The sequence below is a fragment of the Pseudaeromonas aegiceratis genome (assembly GCF_046254905.1).
Taxonomy (GTDB): Bacteria; Pseudomonadota; Gammaproteobacteria; order Enterobacterales; family Aeromonadaceae; genus Pseudaeromonas; species Pseudaeromonas aegiceratis.
Genome location: NZ_CP158016.1, coordinates 1,464,339 through 1,481,733, shown reverse-complemented (window position 1 = coordinate 1,481,733; position 17,395 = coordinate 1,464,339). Strand labels below are relative to the sequence as shown.

Sequence of the window (17,395 nt, the reverse complement as noted above, 5' to 3'; positions counted from 1 at the left end):
CGTGGTGGACGATAGTACCGGTTTGGGGGTCATTTGGACAATGAAGTGGATAGCACAACAGGGATAAAAAGCAAACGGCGCCAGGCTATTAGCAAGCTGGCGCCGGGTCTTGGCTCTGCGAGAGGCAGGTGAAGGGCGGTATAGCAGTGAAAAAGCGCTGCTTACCCGCAATGCTGGTGTAAGCAGCGGATACTTATGAATGGGCACCAGCGGCAAACCATCCCCCACCTAACCTCCCCCTGTAGTGGTCAACTAAATCCGGACACTCTGTTAAGCCGATTTTCGGCTTCTGCTGGCGGGAGCCCATCGTTATGTTGATGGGGTCGCCGCCAGTTGTAGTAGTCCATCAGGTAGCAGCTGATGTCCCGTTTTGCTTCCTGGAGGTTCTGGTATCCCGTCTCAGGGATCCATTCTGTCTTTAAACTTCTGAATACCCGCTCCATGGGGGCGTTATCCCAGCAGTTGCCTCGTCGGCTCATGCTCTGGGTTATCCGATAACGCCACAGCCGTTGCCGAAATTTCCGACTGGCATACTGGCTACCCTGATCGCTGTGAAACAGCACTCCCGGCGGACAGCCTCGTTGCTGATAAGCCATATCCAGGGCTTTCACGGCCAAGTCGGCATCCGGCTTATCGGACAGCGCCCAACCAATCACCCGCCGAGTACAGAGATCGAGTACCACCGCCAAGTAATACCAGCGGCCACCGGCCCAGACGTAGGTGATATCACCGCACCAGGCGCGGTTTGGTTGCGCAACAGCAAACTCACGTGCCAATAAATTCGGGATGTCCGGTCGTTCACACTGCGCCGCTTTATAGGCATGAGAGCCGGGCTGCTTCGATACCAAACCCGCTTCCTTCATCAGGCTACGCACCTTGAATCGACCAATTTGGTGTCCCAACTCACGCAGCCTCAACATCAGGGTTCGGCTACCAGCAGAGCCCCGACTTTCCTTGAACAAGCGCCGCACTTCACTTCTGTGCTGCAGCCGTTCACGATTTACATGGCCCTTACGCGCCAAATACTCATAAAAAGATGAGCTTGCGATATCAAACACAGAACAGACCAGTTCGGTAGACTCATGCTCTCTTAATCGCTCGATCAGCGCGTACGTTCGAGATCGTCCGCCATCAAGAGAGCTGTAGCCTTTTTTAGGATCGCTTTTTCGCGTTCAAGTCGGTTGATCCGCGCCTCCAGCTCCTGGATTTTTTGCTGCTCTGGCGTCAGCGCCTTGCTGGCCGGTGTGGAACCATTCCGTTCGGATTGCAGCTGTTGAACCCATCGACGGAGTGCGGTTTCACCGACACCGAGTGAGCGGGAAGCATCGGGCACGGAATAGCCATGTTCGAGCACCAAGCTCGCCGCTTCGAGTTTGAACTCAGCAGTAAATGAACGACGTTGTCTTGTCATTGAACACCTCGGGTTACGGTGGCGACTTTACCACCTAAAATGGTGTCCGGGATGATTAGACCACTACACCCTTGGTAAGGGGGAGGAACGATGTTTCCCTCCCCTTGTTTAAGGAGAGGGCTAGGGTGGGGTTGGTTTTGCCTCAAACACCATGTTGTTGACGCAGTTAAGGCACCAACGGCGCCTTAACTGATGAGCATTGCGGCTTGCCGGGCAGTTAACCGGGCCGTCCGCGACCGTTACCCTTGCCACCGCCGGTGGCGGGAGTCAGGCGGCCGGCCTGGCGGTTGGCAGGTCTGCCCTGCCCCTTGGCCGAGGCGCCCTTGCCTGCTGCTCTCTGGCCTTCTTGTCTGCGGCCATCGGGTCCGCGCGCGGCCTGTCCTTGCCCCTTGCCCTGGCCTGCTCCCTGGGCCGCAGGGGAGGCCGGACGCGATCCGGGCTTGCCAGGGCGTTGACCACCTGGGCGGGCAGCGGGTTCCCGCTGTTGCGCCATGGGGCTGTGGCGGGTCAGGGCGGGCTTGCCGCCGCGACTGGCGGGCTGGCGGTCGGCGGGGCCGGCGGGCGGCACCAGATGCTGGGGCCCCTTGCCGATGAGACGACTCAAACCCATGGCCTGCAGCGCCTCGCGGATCATGGGCCAGCCGGCGGGGTCGTGATAACGCAGTATGGCCTTGTGCAACCGGCGGCGGCGCTCGCCCTTGGCGACAAATACACTGCCGGACTTGTAGGTCACCTTGTGCAGCGGATCCACCTCTGAGTAATACATGGTGGTGGCGGTGGCCAGGGGCGACGGGTAGAAGTTCTGCACCTGATCCAGCTTGAAGTCGTTGGCCTTGAGCCAGAGCGCCAGGTTCACCATGTCCTCGTCCGAGGTCCCCGGGTGGGCGGCGATAAAATAGGGGATCAGATACTGCTGCTTGCCCGCTTCCTGGGAGTACTTGTCAAACAGCTCCTTGAAGCGGTAATAGCTGCCCATGCCCGGCTTCATCATCTTGGACAGGGGCCCCTCTTCGGTGTGCTCCGGGGCAATCTTCAGGTAGCCGCCCACGTGGTACTTGGCCAGCTCCTTGATGTAGCGCGGATCCTCCACCGCCAGGTCGTAACGCACGCCGGAGGCGATGAGTATCTTCTTGATACCCTTGAGATCCCGCGCCTTGCGATACAGGTTGATGGTGGGTGTGTGGTCCGTATCCATGTGCGGGCAGATCACGGGATACACGCAGGAGGCGCGCCGGCAGGTCTCTTCGGCCCGCGGGTTCTTGCAGCGCAGACCGTACATGTTGGCGGTAGGGCCCCCCAGGTCTGAGATCACCCCGGTGAAGCCCGGCACCTTGTCGCGGATCTCCTCAATCTCCTGCAGGATGGAGCCCTCGGAGCGGCTCTGGATGATGCGCCCCTCGTGCTCGGTGATGGAGCAGAAGGTGCAGCCGCCAAAGCAGCCGCGCATGATGTTCACCGAGGTCTTGATCATGTCGTAGGCCGGGATCTTGGCCTTGCCGTAGACCGGATGGGGCACCCGCTGAAAAGGCAGGGCGAACACGCCGTCCATCTCCTCGGTGGAGAGCGGCAGGGCCGGCGGATTGACCCAGATGGCCCGGTCGCCATGGGGTTGCAGCAGGGCCCGGGCACAGCCGGGGTTGGTCTCCTGGTGCAGCACCCGGGAGGCGTGGGCGTAGAGCACCTTGTCCGCCTTCACCTTCTCAAACGACGGCAGCAGCACATAGGTCTGCTCCCAGGGCTTGGGCTTGGCGGGCTGCACCAGCACCGGCTTGGCCTCGGCCCCCTGCCCCAGCTCGGTCTCGGGATTGTCGCTACAGGGTGCCCCTTCCATGTAGGGGTTGGGGATGGGATCGATGCGCCCCAGCTGATCCAGCCGGGTGGAGTCCACGCCCCGCCAGCCCGGCAGGGCCTCCTTGCGGATGACGGCGGTGCCGCGGATGTCCTGCATCTGGGCCATGCTCTCGCCGTTGGCGAAGCGGTGAGCGATCTCCGCCAGGGGCCGTTCACCGTTGCCGAACACCAGCAGATCGGCCTTGGCATCCATCAGCACGGAGCGGCGTATGGTCTCGGACCAGTAGTCGTAGTGGGCGATGCGCCGCAGGGAGGCCTCTATGCCCCCCAGCACCACGGGCACCTCCTTGTAGGCTTCCTTGCAGCGCTGGGAGTAGACCAGGGTGGCGCGATCCGGCCGCTTGCCCCCCTCGTTGCCCGGGGTGTAGGCGTCGTCGTGGCGCAGCTTCTTGTCGGCGGTGTAGCGGTTGATCATGGAGTCCATGTTGCCGGCCGACACGCCGAAGAACAGGTTGGGCCGCCCCAGGGCCATGAAGGCGTCTTTGCTGTTCCAGTCCGGCTGGGCGATGATGCCGACCCGAAAGCCCTGGGCCTCAAGAAAGCGCCCCACCACCGCCATGCCGAAGCTGGGGTGATCCACGTAGGCATCGCCGCTGATGATAATGATGTCGCAGCTGTCCCAGCCCAGCTTGTCCATCTCAGCCCGGCTCATGGGCAGAAAGGGCGCCGGACCCATGTGGTGTGCCCAGTATTTGGGATAGGCGAACAGACGGGTGGCCGGAGACTGCATGGCGGGACTCTCAGAAGGCAAAAACGGTCGCGGATTATAGCTTGTGAAGAAAATGTTGGCGACGGTTATTTTTTAACCACACACCCTGTCCGGGAACATAAAAACGAGGGGAGCCTAAGCTCCCCCCGGGGTCATGCCAAGCGTGGGGACGCCTAGATGGCGTTGGGATCGGACACCTTGGTGTGGCGCACGTCCTTGCCCTTGACGCAGTAGATGATGTAGTCGCTGATGTGCTGGCAGCGGTCGCCGATGCGCTCCAGCGCCCGGGCGGCCCACAGCACCTCCATCACCTGGGGAATGGTGCGGGGATCTTCCATCATGTAGGTCATCAGCTGACGGATGATGCCCTCGTAGAGCTGGTCGATCTTGTCGTCGTCGTGGTAGAGCTGCACCGCTGCCTCCACGTCCATACGGGCGAAGGCGTCCAGGGCGTCGTGCAGCATCTTGATGCACTGGCGGCCCATGCTCTCCAGGGAGACCAGCAGGGGCTGCGGGCGGTTGGTGTTGTTCAGCACCATGCGCACCAGCCGCTCCGCCACATCCCCCATGCGCTCCAGATCCGTCACCGTCTTGGAGATCATCAGGATCAGACGCAGGTCCGAGGCCGCCGGCTGGCGCTTGGCGATGATGCGGGTGCACTCCTCATCGATGGTCACCTCCATGCCGTTGACCTCCAGGTCGGTCTCCACCACCTTGCGGGCCAGGTCCTGATCCTGCTGGTGCAGGGCGGTCAGGGCATCCCCCAGCTGCTGTTCCACCAGGCCGCCCATGGCCAGCACATTGTTGCGCACCGCCTCAAGCTCGGTGTTGAACTGGCCGGAGATGTGCTTGTTCAGATTCATATTATCCATTCATCAAATCCTCGTGGGCCTGGCTTAACCGTAACGGCCGGTGATGTAATCTTCGGTCTTCTTCATCTTCGGCTTGGTGAAGATGGTGTTGGTATCGGCGTACTCGATCATCTCCCCCATGTACATGAAGGCGGTCTGATCCGACACCCGGGCCGCCTGCTGCATGTTGTGGGTGACGATAACCACAGTGTACTTACTCTTGAGCTCGTTGATGAGCTCCTCGATGGTCAGGGTGGAGATGGGGTCCAGGGCCGAGGTGGGCTCGTCCAGCAACAGCACCTCCGGCTCGATGGCGATGGCCCGGGCGATCACCAGACGCTGCTGCTGACCACCGGACAGGCCGAAGGCGTTCTCGTGCAGCCGGTCCTTTACCTCCTCCCACAGGGCGGCACCGCGCAAGGAGCGCTCCACCGCCTCATCCAGCACCCGGCGATCACCGATCCCTTGCAGACGCAGGCCGTAGACCACGTTCTCGTAGATGGACTTGGGGAAGGGATTGGGACGCTGAAACACCATGCCCACCCGGCGCCGCAGGGCCGCCACGTCCACGCTCTTGTCGTAGATGTTCTGGCCGTGCAGGCAGATCTGACCGTCGATGCGGCACACCTCCACCAGGTCGTTCATGCGGTTGATGCAGCGCAGCAGGGTGGACTTACCGCAGCCGGACGGGCCGATGAAGGCGGTCACCTGCCCCTTGGGGATCTTCATGTTGATGTTGAACAGCGCCTGCTTGGTGCCGTAGAACAGGTTGAGATCCTTGACCTCCAGGGCGGTGCGTTCCGGTGCCAGATTGCCGAGATCCAGGGTGTCGTTCGTGCTGCCAGTCGGGGTAACGTTAATCATAGTTTCCTCAATTCAAAAGACGGCGGATCAGTTATCCAGCGCCCGGTATTTCTCGCGCAGATGGTTACGGATGCTGATGGCGGTGAGGTTCAGCCCCACGATGACGGTCACCAGCAAGAAGGAGGTGGCGTACACCAGGGGACGCGCCGCCTCCACGTTGGGGCTCTGGAAGCCCACGTCGAAAATATGGAAGCCCAGGTGCATGAACTTGCGCTCCACATGGAAATAGGGGAAGTTGCCATCCACCGGCAGGGTGGGCGCCAGCTTCACCGCCCCCACCAGCATCAGGGGCGCCACCTCACCGGCCGCCCGGGCGATGGCCAGGATGAGACCCGTCATGATGGCGGGGCTGGCCATGGGCAGCACGATGCGCCACAGGGTCTCGGCCTTGGTGGCCCCCAGGGCCAGTGAGCCATGGCGCACGGCGCTGGGGATGCGGGCCAGACCTTCTTCGGTGGAGACGATCACCACCGGCAGGGTCAGGATGGCCAGGGTCAGGGCCGACCAGATCACCCCGGGCGAGCCGAAGGTGGGGCTGGGCAACGCCTCGGGGTAGAACAGCTTGTCGATGCTGCCCCCCAGCACGTAGACGAAGAAGCCCAGACCGAACACGCCGTACACGATGGACGGCACCCCCGCCAGGTTGATCACCGCAATGCGGATGATCTTAGTCAGGGCGTTCTTGCCGGCATACTCGTGCAGGTAGACGGCGGCCACCACCCCCAGCGGGGTGACGATGACGGTCATCAAGAGCACCATGAACACGGTACCGAAGATGGCCGGGAACACGCCGCCTTCGGTGTTGGCCTCACGGGGATCGTCGCTGACGAACTTGCCGATCTGATGGAACCAGTGGCCGATCTTCTGCAGCAGGTTCATGTCGTTGGGCCAGGCCACATCCAGCACCTGGGACATGGGGATCGACACCTCGACGCCGCGCATGTCCTTCACCACCAGGGTATCCCGCTCGGCCTGGGCCCGCAGATCGAACAGCTCCTTCTCGTGGACATGGTATTCGTCATTCAGGGCCTGACGCGCCTGAGCCAGCTCCTGCTTGGCCGCCTCGGTCAGGGCGCCGTCTAGCTCCAGACGGCGCTCTTTTAAGCGCAGCTTCTCCAGCTGGTAGTTGATGCGGCCTATGTCGCCCTTTTGCAGATCCCGGGTGCGGTCGTTGAGATCCTGCACCCGCGCCAGCCGGGCTTCCAGCTGGTCGTGCAAGTTGCCCGCCACCACCTGGCCCTGCTCCAGCACCTGGGTGACGGTGCCGTAGAAGTTGCCGTTGGTGGTGCGCTCGATCACCGCCAGCTCCTTGGGCGTCTCACGCCCCTGGATGTCGGTCTCCAGCACCCAGCGAAAGTCCAGTGGCACGAACTCCCGGTTGCCGGTCTTCACCAGGTAGCGTTCCAGCACCTCGGGCGTCCCTTCCGGGAACTGGCGGCCGGCGGCCTCCAGCCGGGCGGTGGGCACGGGTTCGCTGTCGTTGAGTTCACCGATGAGCAGGCTCTGCTGCCCGTTCTCATCCAGTTGCCATTGGTAGATGGTGTGGGGCCAGAAGTAGACCAGGCCACGCCAACCGATCAGCACCAGGAGGCCGACGACCGCCACCAGGCTCAGGCTCACGGCACCGCCGGTAAGCCAGATCCAGGGGGAGCCGGAGTTGATCCATTTTTTCATCTTGCCGAATTCCTCTGCTCGCCTTACATGGAGCTGTATTTATCACGCAGCCGCTGCCGGACAAATTCCGCCACGCTGTTGAAGATAAAGGTGAAGATAAAGAGCACGAAGGCCGCCAGGAACAGGATGCGGTAGTGGGAGCTGCCCACCTCCGACTCCGGCATTTCCACGGCGATGTTGGCCGACAGGGTCCGCAGGCCTTCGAAGATGCTGAAATCCATCACAGGGGTATTGCCGGTGGCCATCAGCACTATCATGGTCTCGCCCACGGCGCGGCCCAGGCCCATCATCACCGCCGAGAAGATCCCGGGACTGGCGGTGAGGATCACCACCCGGCTCAGGGTCTGCCAGGGGGTGGCCCCCAGGGCCAGCGACCCCTGGGTCAGGTGGCTGGGCACCGAGAAGACGGCGTCTTCGGCGATGGAGAAGATGGTGGGGATCACCGCAAAGCCCATGGCGATGCCTACCACCAGGGAATTACGCTGGTCGAAGCGGATGCCCAGATCATGGGTGATGAAGCCTCGGGCGTTGCCACCGAAGAACCAGTCTTCCAGCAGCGGGCTGAAGGTAAAGCACAGATAACCCACCAGCACCACCACGGGCACCAGGATCAGCGCCTGCCAGCCATCGGGCACCCGCTCCTTGATCTTGCGCGGCAGTTGGTGCCAAGCGAAGGCCGCCACCAGCATGGACAGGGGCAGCAGTATGAGACACAGGGCCACCCCCGGCAGGTGCTGCTCGATGAAGGGGGCCAGCCACAGACCGGCCAGAAAGCCCAGGATCACGGTGGGCAGGGCCGCCATGATCTCCACCGTGGGCTTCACCACCTTGCGCATGCCGGCGGACATGAAGTAACCGGCGAAGATGGCACCCGCCAGGGCGATGGGCACGGCAAACAGCATGGCGTAGGCGGCGGCCTTGAGGGTACCGAAGGCCAGGGGCACCAGGCTGAACTTGCCTTCGAAGTCATCTGAGGCGGAGGTGGACTGCCAGACAAACTGGGGCTCGGGATAGCCTTCATACCACACCTTGGACCAGAGGGCGCTCCAGGTCACCTCGGGGTGATTGTTCTTCACCCTGTAGTAGTCGAAGCCACCCTGACGCTCCACCAGCAGGCCGTTGTTGCGCGGCGCCAGGGCCAGGGAGGTCACGGAGACATCCCCCAGGGACTGGCTCAGCAGCCGGGTTTCGCCGGTGGCGTGGAACAGGCCAAGCTGATGATCGCCGGACAGGGTGACGAAGCCCTTGCGGCTGTGCTCGGCGGCCAGCAGGCGCACGCTGCCCTCGGCCTGGAAGTCACGGATGCGGGTGAACTCCCGCTGACCGTTGCGCACCACCTCGAACCACTGGGAGATGACGCCGTTGTCGTTGGTCACCATGATGGAGGAGGCGCCGCTCAGCAGGCTGATGCCGGTGACCTTGCTGCCCGGCTCGTTCACCTCGATGGCGCTGCGCAGACGCACCTCGCTCAGATCGCTGATGTCGTAGACGGACAGCATGTTGCCACCGCGCACCAGCAGGTAGCGCAGATCCGGGGTCAGCAGCAGCTGATCGATGTGGCCGTTCATGGCCGGCATGGCGTAGTGGTTGGTCTGCCACTCCACCTCGCCGGAGAGGAAGTTCTCCTCCCCTTCCTGGGCCACCAGGGCCAGCTGGTTGTCGGCGGTCTGCACCGCAAACACCCGCTTGTCGCTCTTGGCCTCAAACGCCAGACCCGTGATGGCACGGCCCTGCTCGTCCAGCACCAAGGGCTCCCCCCCCAAGGGCGACTTCACCACGGCTTGGGTGGTGCGCTTGTCGTTGGGATAGGTGATGAGAAAGCCCGGCTGCACCACCCGAGCGGTGCCGTTATCCAGGCCAAACACCACCATGGGGGTGCCGGCGGCGGTGACGCTGACGCTGGTCACCGGCTCATCCAGCTGCTGGTGCAGGATGACCTGGCCCACGGGATATCCGGATTCGGCCTTGATGGAGAAGAAATCCATCCCCCCCTGCCGGCTGAAGCGGTAGCCGATGTCCTGCTGATCGTCCATGCCCAGGAGCACGGGATCACCGGACAGCGTCAGGGAGAACTGGCTGACAGGTTCTACCTTGGCGCTCTCGAACACGGGCTTCACCACGTAGAGCAGGTAGAAGAAGATAAGCAGCAAGGCCACCAGCACCAGGATACCCCCGGTGGTGACGCCAACGCTGGCCAACTTGTCCTTGATACGCCGCCTGGCGCTCCCGGACATGGTCAGGTTTTGGGTTTGGCTGGACATCGAAAACCTCGAATGTACTGAATACCGGCGCATTGTATGTCTGCAAGATGACACTTTTGTTACACCCAGGCGGCCAGCGCATGAAATCCTGCGTCAACCGGCTCCAACAGGCCATGACGACCGCGATACCATGGGGTATGTTAGCCGATATGGCGCTCTGATGAGTCTGCCACCAGCAGGACAGTCGTGGTCACACTCCTGTCATGCTTCTGAAATATAATAAGTAAAACATCAAGCGCCAACGGCAGCATCGCCAGCACTAGGTCGCGCAGGCCAGTTTCTGGCCAGGGCACAGCAAGGCCAACCTCATGGCCAGAGCACAGAGTAGGGTTGTATCGTGAGCAACGACAAGCAGTGGATCGAAAAGGAACTCAGCTGGTTATCCTTCAACGAGCGGGTATTGCAGGAAGCCCAGGACAAGAGCGTGCCCATCATAGAGCGGGTCCGTTTTCTTGGCATCTTCTCCAACAACCAGGATGAGTTCTTCAAGGTGCGGGTGGCGGAGCTCAAGCGCCGCGCCCTCATCGACACAGAGCACGGTGAAGACAATGGCAACAACGAGCTGCTGGCGGCCGTCAAAGCTAAGGTGATGCGCCTGGGCGAGGTGTTTGACGCCACCTACCGGGAGCTGATGCTGGCCCTGGCCCGCCACAACATCTTCCTCATCAACGAAAGCCAGATCTCCGAGCACAACCAGGCCTGGCTGCGCAAGTTCTTCCAGGACAAGGTGCTGCGCCACATCAGCCCCATACTGCTGACCAAGGATGCGGATCCCGTGGCCTTCTTGAAGGATCAGTACACCTACCTGGCGGTGATGATGAAGAAGGACGGTGGGCCCAGCAAATATGCCCTCATCGAGGTGCCTACCGACAAGCTGCCCCGCTTCGTGCCCATGCCGCCGGAAGGCAGCAAGCGGCGCAAGGAGCTCATCATCCTGGACAACATCATCCGGGTCTGCCTGGATGACATCTTCGCCGGCTTCTTCGAATACGACGAGATCGCAGCCTACTCCATCAAGATGACCCGGGACGCCGAGTTCGACCTCTCCTCCCAGCTGGACCTGAGCCTGCTGGACAAGATGAGCGACGGCCTGAAGCAGCGCCTCACCGCCATGCCGGTGCGCTTTGCCTACGACCGGGAGATGCCCAGGGAGATGGCCAGCTTCCTCAGCGCCAAGCTGGGGGTCAGCAGCCTCGACTCGGTGCTGCCCGGCGGCCGCTACCACAACTTCAAGGACTTCATCGGCTTCCCCAACGTGGGCCGCGCCTACCTGGAGAACCCCAAGCTGCCGGCCCTGGTGAGCAGCCGCTTCTCCCGCCGGCGCAACGCCTTCCACGCCATCAGCGAGGGAGACATACTGCTCTACTACCCCTACCACAAGTTCCAGCACTTCACCGAGCTGCTGCGTCAGGCCTCCTTCGATCCGGCGGTGAGCAGCATCAAGATCAACATCTACCGGGTGGCCAGCCAGTCCCGGGTCATCGACTCCCTGATCGACGCCGCCAACAACGGCAAGCGGGTGACCGTGGTGGTGGAGCTGCAGGCGCGCTTCGACGAAGAGAACAACATCCGCTGGGCCCAGCGCCTCACCGCGGCCGGGGTCAAGGTCTTGTTCGGCCTGCCGACGCTGAAGATCCACTCCAAGCTCTGCCTCATCACCCGCCACGAGCAGGGTGAGGCGGTGCGCTACGCCCACATCGGTACCGGCAACTTCAACGAGAAGACCGCCAAGATCTACACCGACTTTGCCCTGTTCACCCGCAACGCCGAGCTGGCCGCCGAGGTGGAGGGCGTGTTCGACTACATTGAACACCCCTACCGGCGCTTCAAGTTCAACCACCTGCTGGTCTCCCCCATCAACATGCGCCGCAGCCTGTACAGCATGATCGACAACGAGATCAGCAACGCCAAGGCGGGACTGCCGGCGGCCATCACCATCAAGATCAACAACCTGGTGGACAAGGGCATGGTGAGCCGCCTGTATGCCGCCAGCCAGGCCGGCGTCAAGATCCGCATGATCTTGCGGGGCATGTGCTCCCTGGTGCCCGGGGTGCCGGGCCTGAGTGACAACATAGAGGTCATCAGCATCATAGACCGCTACCTAGAGCACCCGCGGGTATTGGTGTTCCACAACAACGGCAACCCCCGCTACTTCATCGGCTCCGCCGACTGGATGACCCGCAACCTGGATCACCGCATCGAGGTGAGCACCCCCGTCTACGACGAGGCCTTGAAGCAACGCATCCACACCCTGCTGACGATCCAGTTCTCCGACACCACCAAGGCGCGCTACATAGATGCCGAGGCCAGCAACCGCTATGTGCCGCGGGGCAACAAGCGTAAGATCCGCTCCCAGATCGCCATCTACGACTACTTGAAACGTCAGGAGCAACACACCGATGTCCAGTGAATGGTTGGCCGCCATCGACATGGGGTCCAATAGCTTCCACCTGGTGATCGCCCGCCAGGTGGATGGCCGCCTGCAGATTGTCGATCGGCTCAAAGAGCGGGTGCAGCTGGCCGAGGGGCTGGAGCAGACCGGTCGGCTGAGCCCGGAGGCCATGGCCCGGGGCCTGGCCTGCCTGCGGCTGTTTGGTGAGCGACTGGGGGACATCCCCCGGGCCAGCCTGCGCATCACAGGCACCTTCACCCTGCGGGTGGCCAGCAACGCCGATCTGTTTCTCACCGAGGCCCGCGCCCTGCTGGGCCACCCGGTGGAGGTGATCTCGGGGCTGGAAGAGGCGCGCCTCATCTATCAGGGGGTGGCCCACACCCAGCACACCGAGGGGCGTCTGCTGGTCATCGACATCGGCGGCGGCAGCACAGAGCTCATCATAGGCGAAGAGTTCGCCCCCCTGGCCCTCACCAGCCGCAAGATGGGCTGCGTCACCTTCAGCAATCACTTCTTCGGCAACGGCCGGCTGACCGACGAACAGTTCGACGCCGCCATCCTGGAGGCCCAGCACCAGCTCGAACCCATCATGACCCGCTACCGGGCGCTGGGCTGGGAGCAGTGCCTGGGCAGTTCCGGCACCATCAAGGCGGTACACGAGCTGCTGCTGGCCGCCGGGCTGGGCCCGCAGATCGACATGGCGGGCCTCAGCCTGCTGCGCAGCCAGATGGTGGCGCAGAAGCGCATGGATCAACTCAAGCTACCGGGGCTGAGCGAGGATCGCCGGCCGGTGATCGCCGCCGGGGTGGCCATACTGCAGGCGCTATTCGAAGCCCTGCACATCCAGCAGATGGACTTCTCCGACGGCGCGCTGCGCGAAGGCAGCCTCTACAGCCTGACGGCGCGCCAGCAGCACAGCGACATCCGCGAGCGCACCGCCAGCGGTCTGGCCCAGATGTACCACATCGATCCGGATCAGGCGGCGCGGGTGGAGGCGACGGTGCTGGGGCTGTTTGATCAGGTGGCGGACAGTTGGGCGCTGGAGGTGGAGAGCTACCGGCCGCTGTTGGCCTGGGCGGCTCAGCTGCACGAGGTGGGACTGGTCATCAACTACAGCGCGGTGCAGAAGCATTCGGCCTACCTGCTGGCCCACTCGGATCTGCCGGGCTTCAACCAGCAGGAGCAGGCGTTTTTGGCCCTGATGGCGCGTTTTCAGCGCAAGACCATCAAGCGCGGCGACTTCACCCCCATCCAGAACCACGAGGACGAGGCGCTGTGGCGCTGCATCCGCCTGCTGCGCCTGGCGGTGGCCCTGCACCACAGACGCCAGGATGGCGCCCTGCCCCCGCTGCTGCTCAAGGCCAAGGAGCACAAGCTGACCCTGAGCCTACCGGCGACCTGGTGCCAGCAGAACCGCCTGCTGATGCAGAACCTGACCAAGGAACAAAAGTACGCCCAGGAGCAAGGCTGGGAGCTGAAGCTGCGTCAGGACGCCGAGTCGCTTGCCTGACGGGCCGCCAGCTTGGCGGCCTTGTGCTCGGCCCGCCGGCGGCGGAAGAAGTCGCTGAGCTGCTGGCTGCAGGCCTCGGCCAGCACGCCCCCCACCACCTCCACCCTGTGGTTGTGATGGGGATCCTGCAGCACGGGGAACACAGAGGCCACGGCGCCGGTCTTGGCGTCGCTGGCGCCGTAGATCAGGGTGCCGATGCGGGCGTGCACCAGGGCCCCGGCGCACATGACGCAGGGCTCCAGGGTAACGTAGAGCCGGGTGTCCAGCAGGCGATAGTTGCCCAGGCGCGCGCCTGCCTGGCGCAGCGCCATCACCTCGGCATGGGCACAGGGGTCGTGACGGGTCACCACCTGGTTCCAGCCTTCCCCCACCACCTCGTCCCCCAACACCAAAACGGCCCCTACCGGCACCTCTCCCAGGGCTTCCGCCCGGGCGGCCAGGCTCATGGCATGCCGCATCCACGCTTCATCGGATTTCATAAGCTCTCCCCTTGCGGGCGCCATTATGCCAAAGGTGGGGCAAATTCCCAGCCCGGCTCCCCGCCTTGCCTCAGCTTGGCGCTGACCGGCGCAGCGGCGCCCCAAATTGCACGGCTTGCACCAAAAAGTGCCATGGCGGGACCATTCTGACCCCATTGGCGCTGGCACACTCCTTGCGATGACAAGCTATCTGAGTGGTAAAGGAGAGCCCCATGATCAGGATCCAGCCTCCCGCCGAGGCGCTTTACGACGAGATGCTGCTGGCCGACGGCCAGTGCCGTCCCCATTACGCCCCCTTTTGGCACTGGCTCAGGGAGACGGACGACAAGTACATACAGCACAAGCGCGAAGAGGCCGATCTGCTGTTCCACCGGGTCGGGATCACCTTCAACGTCTACGGCGAGGAGGACGGTGCCGAGCGACTCATCCCCTTCGACAACGTGCCCCGCATCATCCCCGCCGCCGAATGGCGCATGCTGGATCAGGGCATCCGCCAGCGGGTCAAGGCCCTCAACGCCTTCTTGCACGACATCTACCACGACCAGCGCATCCTCAAGGAAAAGGTGATCCCCGCCGAGCAGGTGCTGGCCAACGATCAGTACCAGCCCTGCATGCAGGGCATCACGCTGCACAGACGCACCTATGCCCACATCACTGGGGTGGATCTCATCCGCAACCAGGATGGTCATTACTATGTGCTGGAGGACAATTTGCGTACCCCCTCCGGGGTCTCCTACATGCTGGAGAACCGCAAGATGATGATGCGGCTCTACCCCGAGCTGTTCTCTAGCCAGCGCATCTCGCCGGTGGAACGCTACCCCTCCTTGCTGCTGCAGACCCTCAAGGAGAGCACCCCGGTGGAGAACCCCTGCGTGGTGGTGTTGACCCCGGGCCGCTTCAACAGCGCCTACTTCGAGCACAGCTTCCTGGCCCAGCAGATGGGGGTGGAGCTCGTTGAAAACGCCGATCTCTTCGTCAAGGACGGCCACGTGTACATGCGCACCACCGCCGGCCCACAGCAGGTGGATGTCATCTACCGGCGCATCGACGACGCCTACCTGGACCCCCTGGCCTTCCGCCCCGACTCCATGCTGGGGGTGCCCGGCCTGCTGTCGGTCTACCGCGCCGGCGGCGTGGTGCTGGCCAACGCCGTGGGCACCGGGGTGGCGGACGACAAGTCCATCTACCCCTATGTGCCGGAGATGATCCGCTTCTATCTGGCGGAGGAGCCCATCCTCAACAACGTGCCCACCTGGCAGTGCCGCCGGCCGGCGGAGCTGTCCCACGTGCTGGCCAACCTGGCGGAGCTGGTGGTCAAGGAGGTGCACGGCGCCGGGGGCTACGGCATGCTCATCGGCCCCTGCGCCAGCCGAGACGAGATCGCCGCCTTCGCCGAACGCATCAAGGCCAGACCCCACAACTACATAGCCCAACCCACCCTGTCCCTGTCCACCTGCCCCACCTTCGTGGCCAGCGGCGTGGCCCCGCGGCACATCGACCTGCGGCCCTTCGTGCTCACCGGCCGGGAGACCCGCCTGATCCCTGGTGGCCTGACCCGGGTGGCCCTCACCGAGGGCTCCCTGGTGGTCAACTCCTCCCAGGGCGGCGGCACCAAGGACACCTGGGTCCTGGAGGACTACCCATGCTAAGTCGCACCGCCAGTGAACTGTATTGGATGTCCCGCTACCTGGAGCGGGCGGAAAACATGGCCCGCATGCTGGACGTCACCTACTCCATGTCCCTGATGCCCCAGATCGACGAGGACAACAGCGAGCTCATCGCCCCCCTGACCATCACGGGCACCCACGATCCCTTCTTGAAGGAGTACGGCCAGATCAGCATGAGCAATCTGCTGAACTTCTTCGTGCTGGATGAGCGCAACCCCTCCAGCATCTACAGCTGCATCAAGGGGGCGCGGGACAATGGCCACGCGGTGCGCGGCCGCATCAGCGGCGAGGTGTGGGAGAGCCTCAACACCACCTGGCTGGAGATGAAGGCCCTGCGCAAGCGCGGTGGCGCGAGCCAGGATGCGGTGGCCTTCTTTGACTGGGTCAAGGAGCGCTCCCACCAGGTGCGGGGTGCCACCTTCGGCACCATATTGCGCAGCGACACCCTGAGCTTCATCCGCCTGGGCACCTTCATCGAACGGGCGGACAACACGGCCCGCATCCTGGATGTGAAGTACCAGGTGATGAAGGAGAACGAGGATCCGGTGCGGGAGTTCTACCGCTGGAATGCCCTGCTGCGCTCGGTGGGGGCCTACGAGGCCTATCAGGAGCTGTACAAGCAGGCGCCCACCCCGGATCTGGTGGCCGAACTGCTGATCCTGCGCTCCGAGGTGCCCCGCTCCCTGCGGGCCAGCGTGGAAGAGGTGGAGGCCCTGCTGGGCAGCATAGAGGGCAACGCCGGCCGGGAGCCGCGCCTGCTCACCGCGGTGCAGCATGCCAAGCTGCGCTTTGGCACCATCGCCGATCTGTTCGCCGACGGCTTGCATGCCTATCTGGATCAGTTCCTCACCGACATCAACGCCATCGCGGCCAGCATTCACCATAGCTATCTGGAGGCCTCCTGATGCGCCTGACCATAGAACACCAGACCCGTTACGAATATCAGAGCACGGTGCGCCGCAGCACCCAGTACCTGCGGCTGACACCGCAGCCCAGCCGCCGCCAGCGCATCCTCTCCTGGGAGCTGGAGCTGCCGGAGAGCGCCACCCAGACCACCGACAGCTTCGGCAACGTGCTGCACGTGCTGACCCTGGACGCGCCCCATGAGGCCATCGACATCCTGGCCCGGGGTGTGGTGGAGATCCTGGAGGAGACGGAGGACGAGGACACCCAGCTCTCCCCCCTCATCTACCTGCGCCACAGCGATCTCACCCGAGCCGACGCCGCCATCCGCGACTTTGCCGCCGCCTTTGCCCCCGAGGCGGATCCGGCGTTCAGCCTGGAGGCCATGATGAACGCCCTGTTGGCGCGCATGCCCTACACCCCGGGCAGCACGGCGGTGAGCGACAGCGCCGCCGACGCCTTTGCCACCGGCAGCGGCGTCTGCCAGGATCACACCCATGTATTTCTGGCCTGTTGCCGCAGCCTGGGATTGCCGGCACGCTATGTCAGCGGCTATCTTTACACCCCGGATACCAGCCATGTGGCCACCCACGCCTGGAGCGAAGTCTGGTATGACGACAGTTGGCACACCTATGACGTCACCAACTTGAGCCGCACCCCCAACCAGCATCTGAAGCTGGCGGTGGGCATCGATTACCTGGATGCCTGCCCGGTGCGCGGCGTGCGCTACGGCGGCGGCGAGGAGGCCATGCTGGCCCATGCGGCCATCCGCCTGGCGGAGGAGCAGCAGCAACAACAACAGTGAAGTCTGACAGGAAACCGC

At 63.4% G+C, this 17,395-nt stretch carries 12 protein-coding genes; 5 read left to right on the top strand and 7 right to left on the bottom strand.

Translation table 11 applies throughout. From position 1 onward, the window contains the following. Positions 1-248: 248 nt before the first annotated feature. The 6 genes from ABHF91_RS07000 to ABHF91_RS06975 all read right to left on the bottom strand — a co-directional run bounded on the left by ABHF91_RS07000 (position 249) and on the right by ABHF91_RS06975 (position 9,621). Positions 249-1,411 (bottom strand): IS3 family transposase gene (locus ABHF91_RS07000; RefSeq protein ID WP_409422737.1). Its coding sequence is split into 2 segments (ribosomal slippage): positions 249-1,156 and positions 1,156-1,411, totalling 1,164 coding nucleotides; the frame shifts between segments, so codons are not numbered across the junction. 217 nt (positions 1,412-1,628) lie between these two features. Then, positions 1,629-3,992 carry a YgiQ family radical SAM protein gene (locus tag ABHF91_RS06995; RefSeq protein ID WP_409422736.1) on the bottom strand — a complete coding sequence of 788 codons (2,364 nt, stop codon included), beginning with the start codon at positions 3,990-3,992 and terminating at the stop codon, positions 1,629-1,631. A gap of 152 nt (positions 3,993-4,144) precedes the next feature. Further along, the gene (gene phoU, locus ABHF91_RS06990; protein WP_409422735.1) at positions 4,145-4,843 is read right to left on the bottom strand and encodes a phosphate signaling complex protein PhoU; all 699 of its coding nucleotides are present in this window, start codon (positions 4,841-4,843) and stop codon (positions 4,145-4,147) included. Between the two features lie 24 nt (positions 4,844-4,867). After that, positions 4,868-5,686, bottom strand: a complete 819-nt coding sequence (gene pstB / locus ABHF91_RS06985; RefSeq protein WP_409422734.1) for a phosphate ABC transporter ATP-binding protein PstB — start codon at positions 5,684-5,686, stop codon at positions 4,868-4,870. A 27-nt stretch (positions 5,687-5,713) separates the two neighbouring features. Then, complete coding sequence (gene pstA / locus ABHF91_RS06980) at positions 5,714-7,360, bottom strand: phosphate ABC transporter permease PstA (RefSeq protein ID WP_409422733.1); 1,647 nt, start codon at positions 7,358-7,360, stop codon at positions 5,714-5,716. A gap of 23 nt (positions 7,361-7,383) precedes the next feature. After that, complete coding sequence (locus tag ABHF91_RS06975; protein ID WP_409422732.1) at positions 7,384-9,621, bottom strand: ABC transporter permease subunit; 2,238 nt, start codon at positions 9,619-9,621, stop codon at positions 7,384-7,386. A gap of 337 nt (positions 9,622-9,958) precedes the next feature. Between ABHF91_RS06975 and ppk1 the strand changes: the two genes are divergently transcribed. Continuing rightward, positions 9,959-12,031, top strand: coding sequence for a polyphosphate kinase 1 (gene ppk1, locus ABHF91_RS06970; protein ID WP_409422731.1), 2,073 nt, complete (start codon positions 9,959-9,961; stop codon positions 12,029-12,031). Then, positions 12,021-13,523: an exopolyphosphatase gene (gene ppx, locus ABHF91_RS06965; protein WP_409422730.1), complete on the top strand. Its 1,503-nt coding sequence runs from the start codon at positions 12,021-12,023 to the stop codon at positions 13,521-13,523. The genes ppk1 and ppx overlap by 11 nt, the downstream gene beginning before the upstream one ends. Here ppx and tadA read toward each other — a convergent pair. Continuing rightward, positions 13,499-14,002, bottom strand: coding sequence for a tRNA adenosine(34) deaminase TadA (gene tadA, locus ABHF91_RS06960; protein WP_409422729.1), 504 nt, complete (start codon positions 14,000-14,002; stop codon positions 13,499-13,501). The genes ppx and tadA overlap by 25 nt on opposite strands. 212 nt (positions 14,003-14,214) lie before the next feature. Between tadA and ABHF91_RS06955 the strand changes: the two genes are divergently transcribed. Genes ABHF91_RS06955 through ABHF91_RS06945 form a run of 3 tightly spaced genes read left to right on the top strand, consistent with a single transcriptional unit; the run spans position 14,215 to position 17,377 of the window. Beyond that, a complete protein-coding gene (locus ABHF91_RS06955) occupies positions 14,215-15,651 on the top strand; it encodes a circularly permuted type 2 ATP-grasp protein (RefSeq protein WP_409422728.1) in 1,437 nt (478 codons plus the stop codon). Beyond that, positions 15,645-16,574: an alpha-E domain-containing protein gene (locus ABHF91_RS06950; RefSeq protein ID WP_409422727.1), complete on the top strand. Its 930-nt coding sequence runs from the start codon at positions 15,645-15,647 to the stop codon at positions 16,572-16,574. Before ABHF91_RS06955 ends, ABHF91_RS06950 begins: the two co-directional genes overlap by 7 nt. After that, positions 16,574-17,377 (top strand): transglutaminase domain-containing protein, encoded by an 804-nt coding sequence (locus tag ABHF91_RS06945; protein WP_409422726.1) that lies wholly within the window; start codon positions 16,574-16,576, stop codon positions 17,375-17,377. Before ABHF91_RS06950 ends, ABHF91_RS06945 begins: the two co-directional genes overlap by 1 nt. The last annotated feature ends 18 nt before the right edge of the window (positions 17,378-17,395 follow it).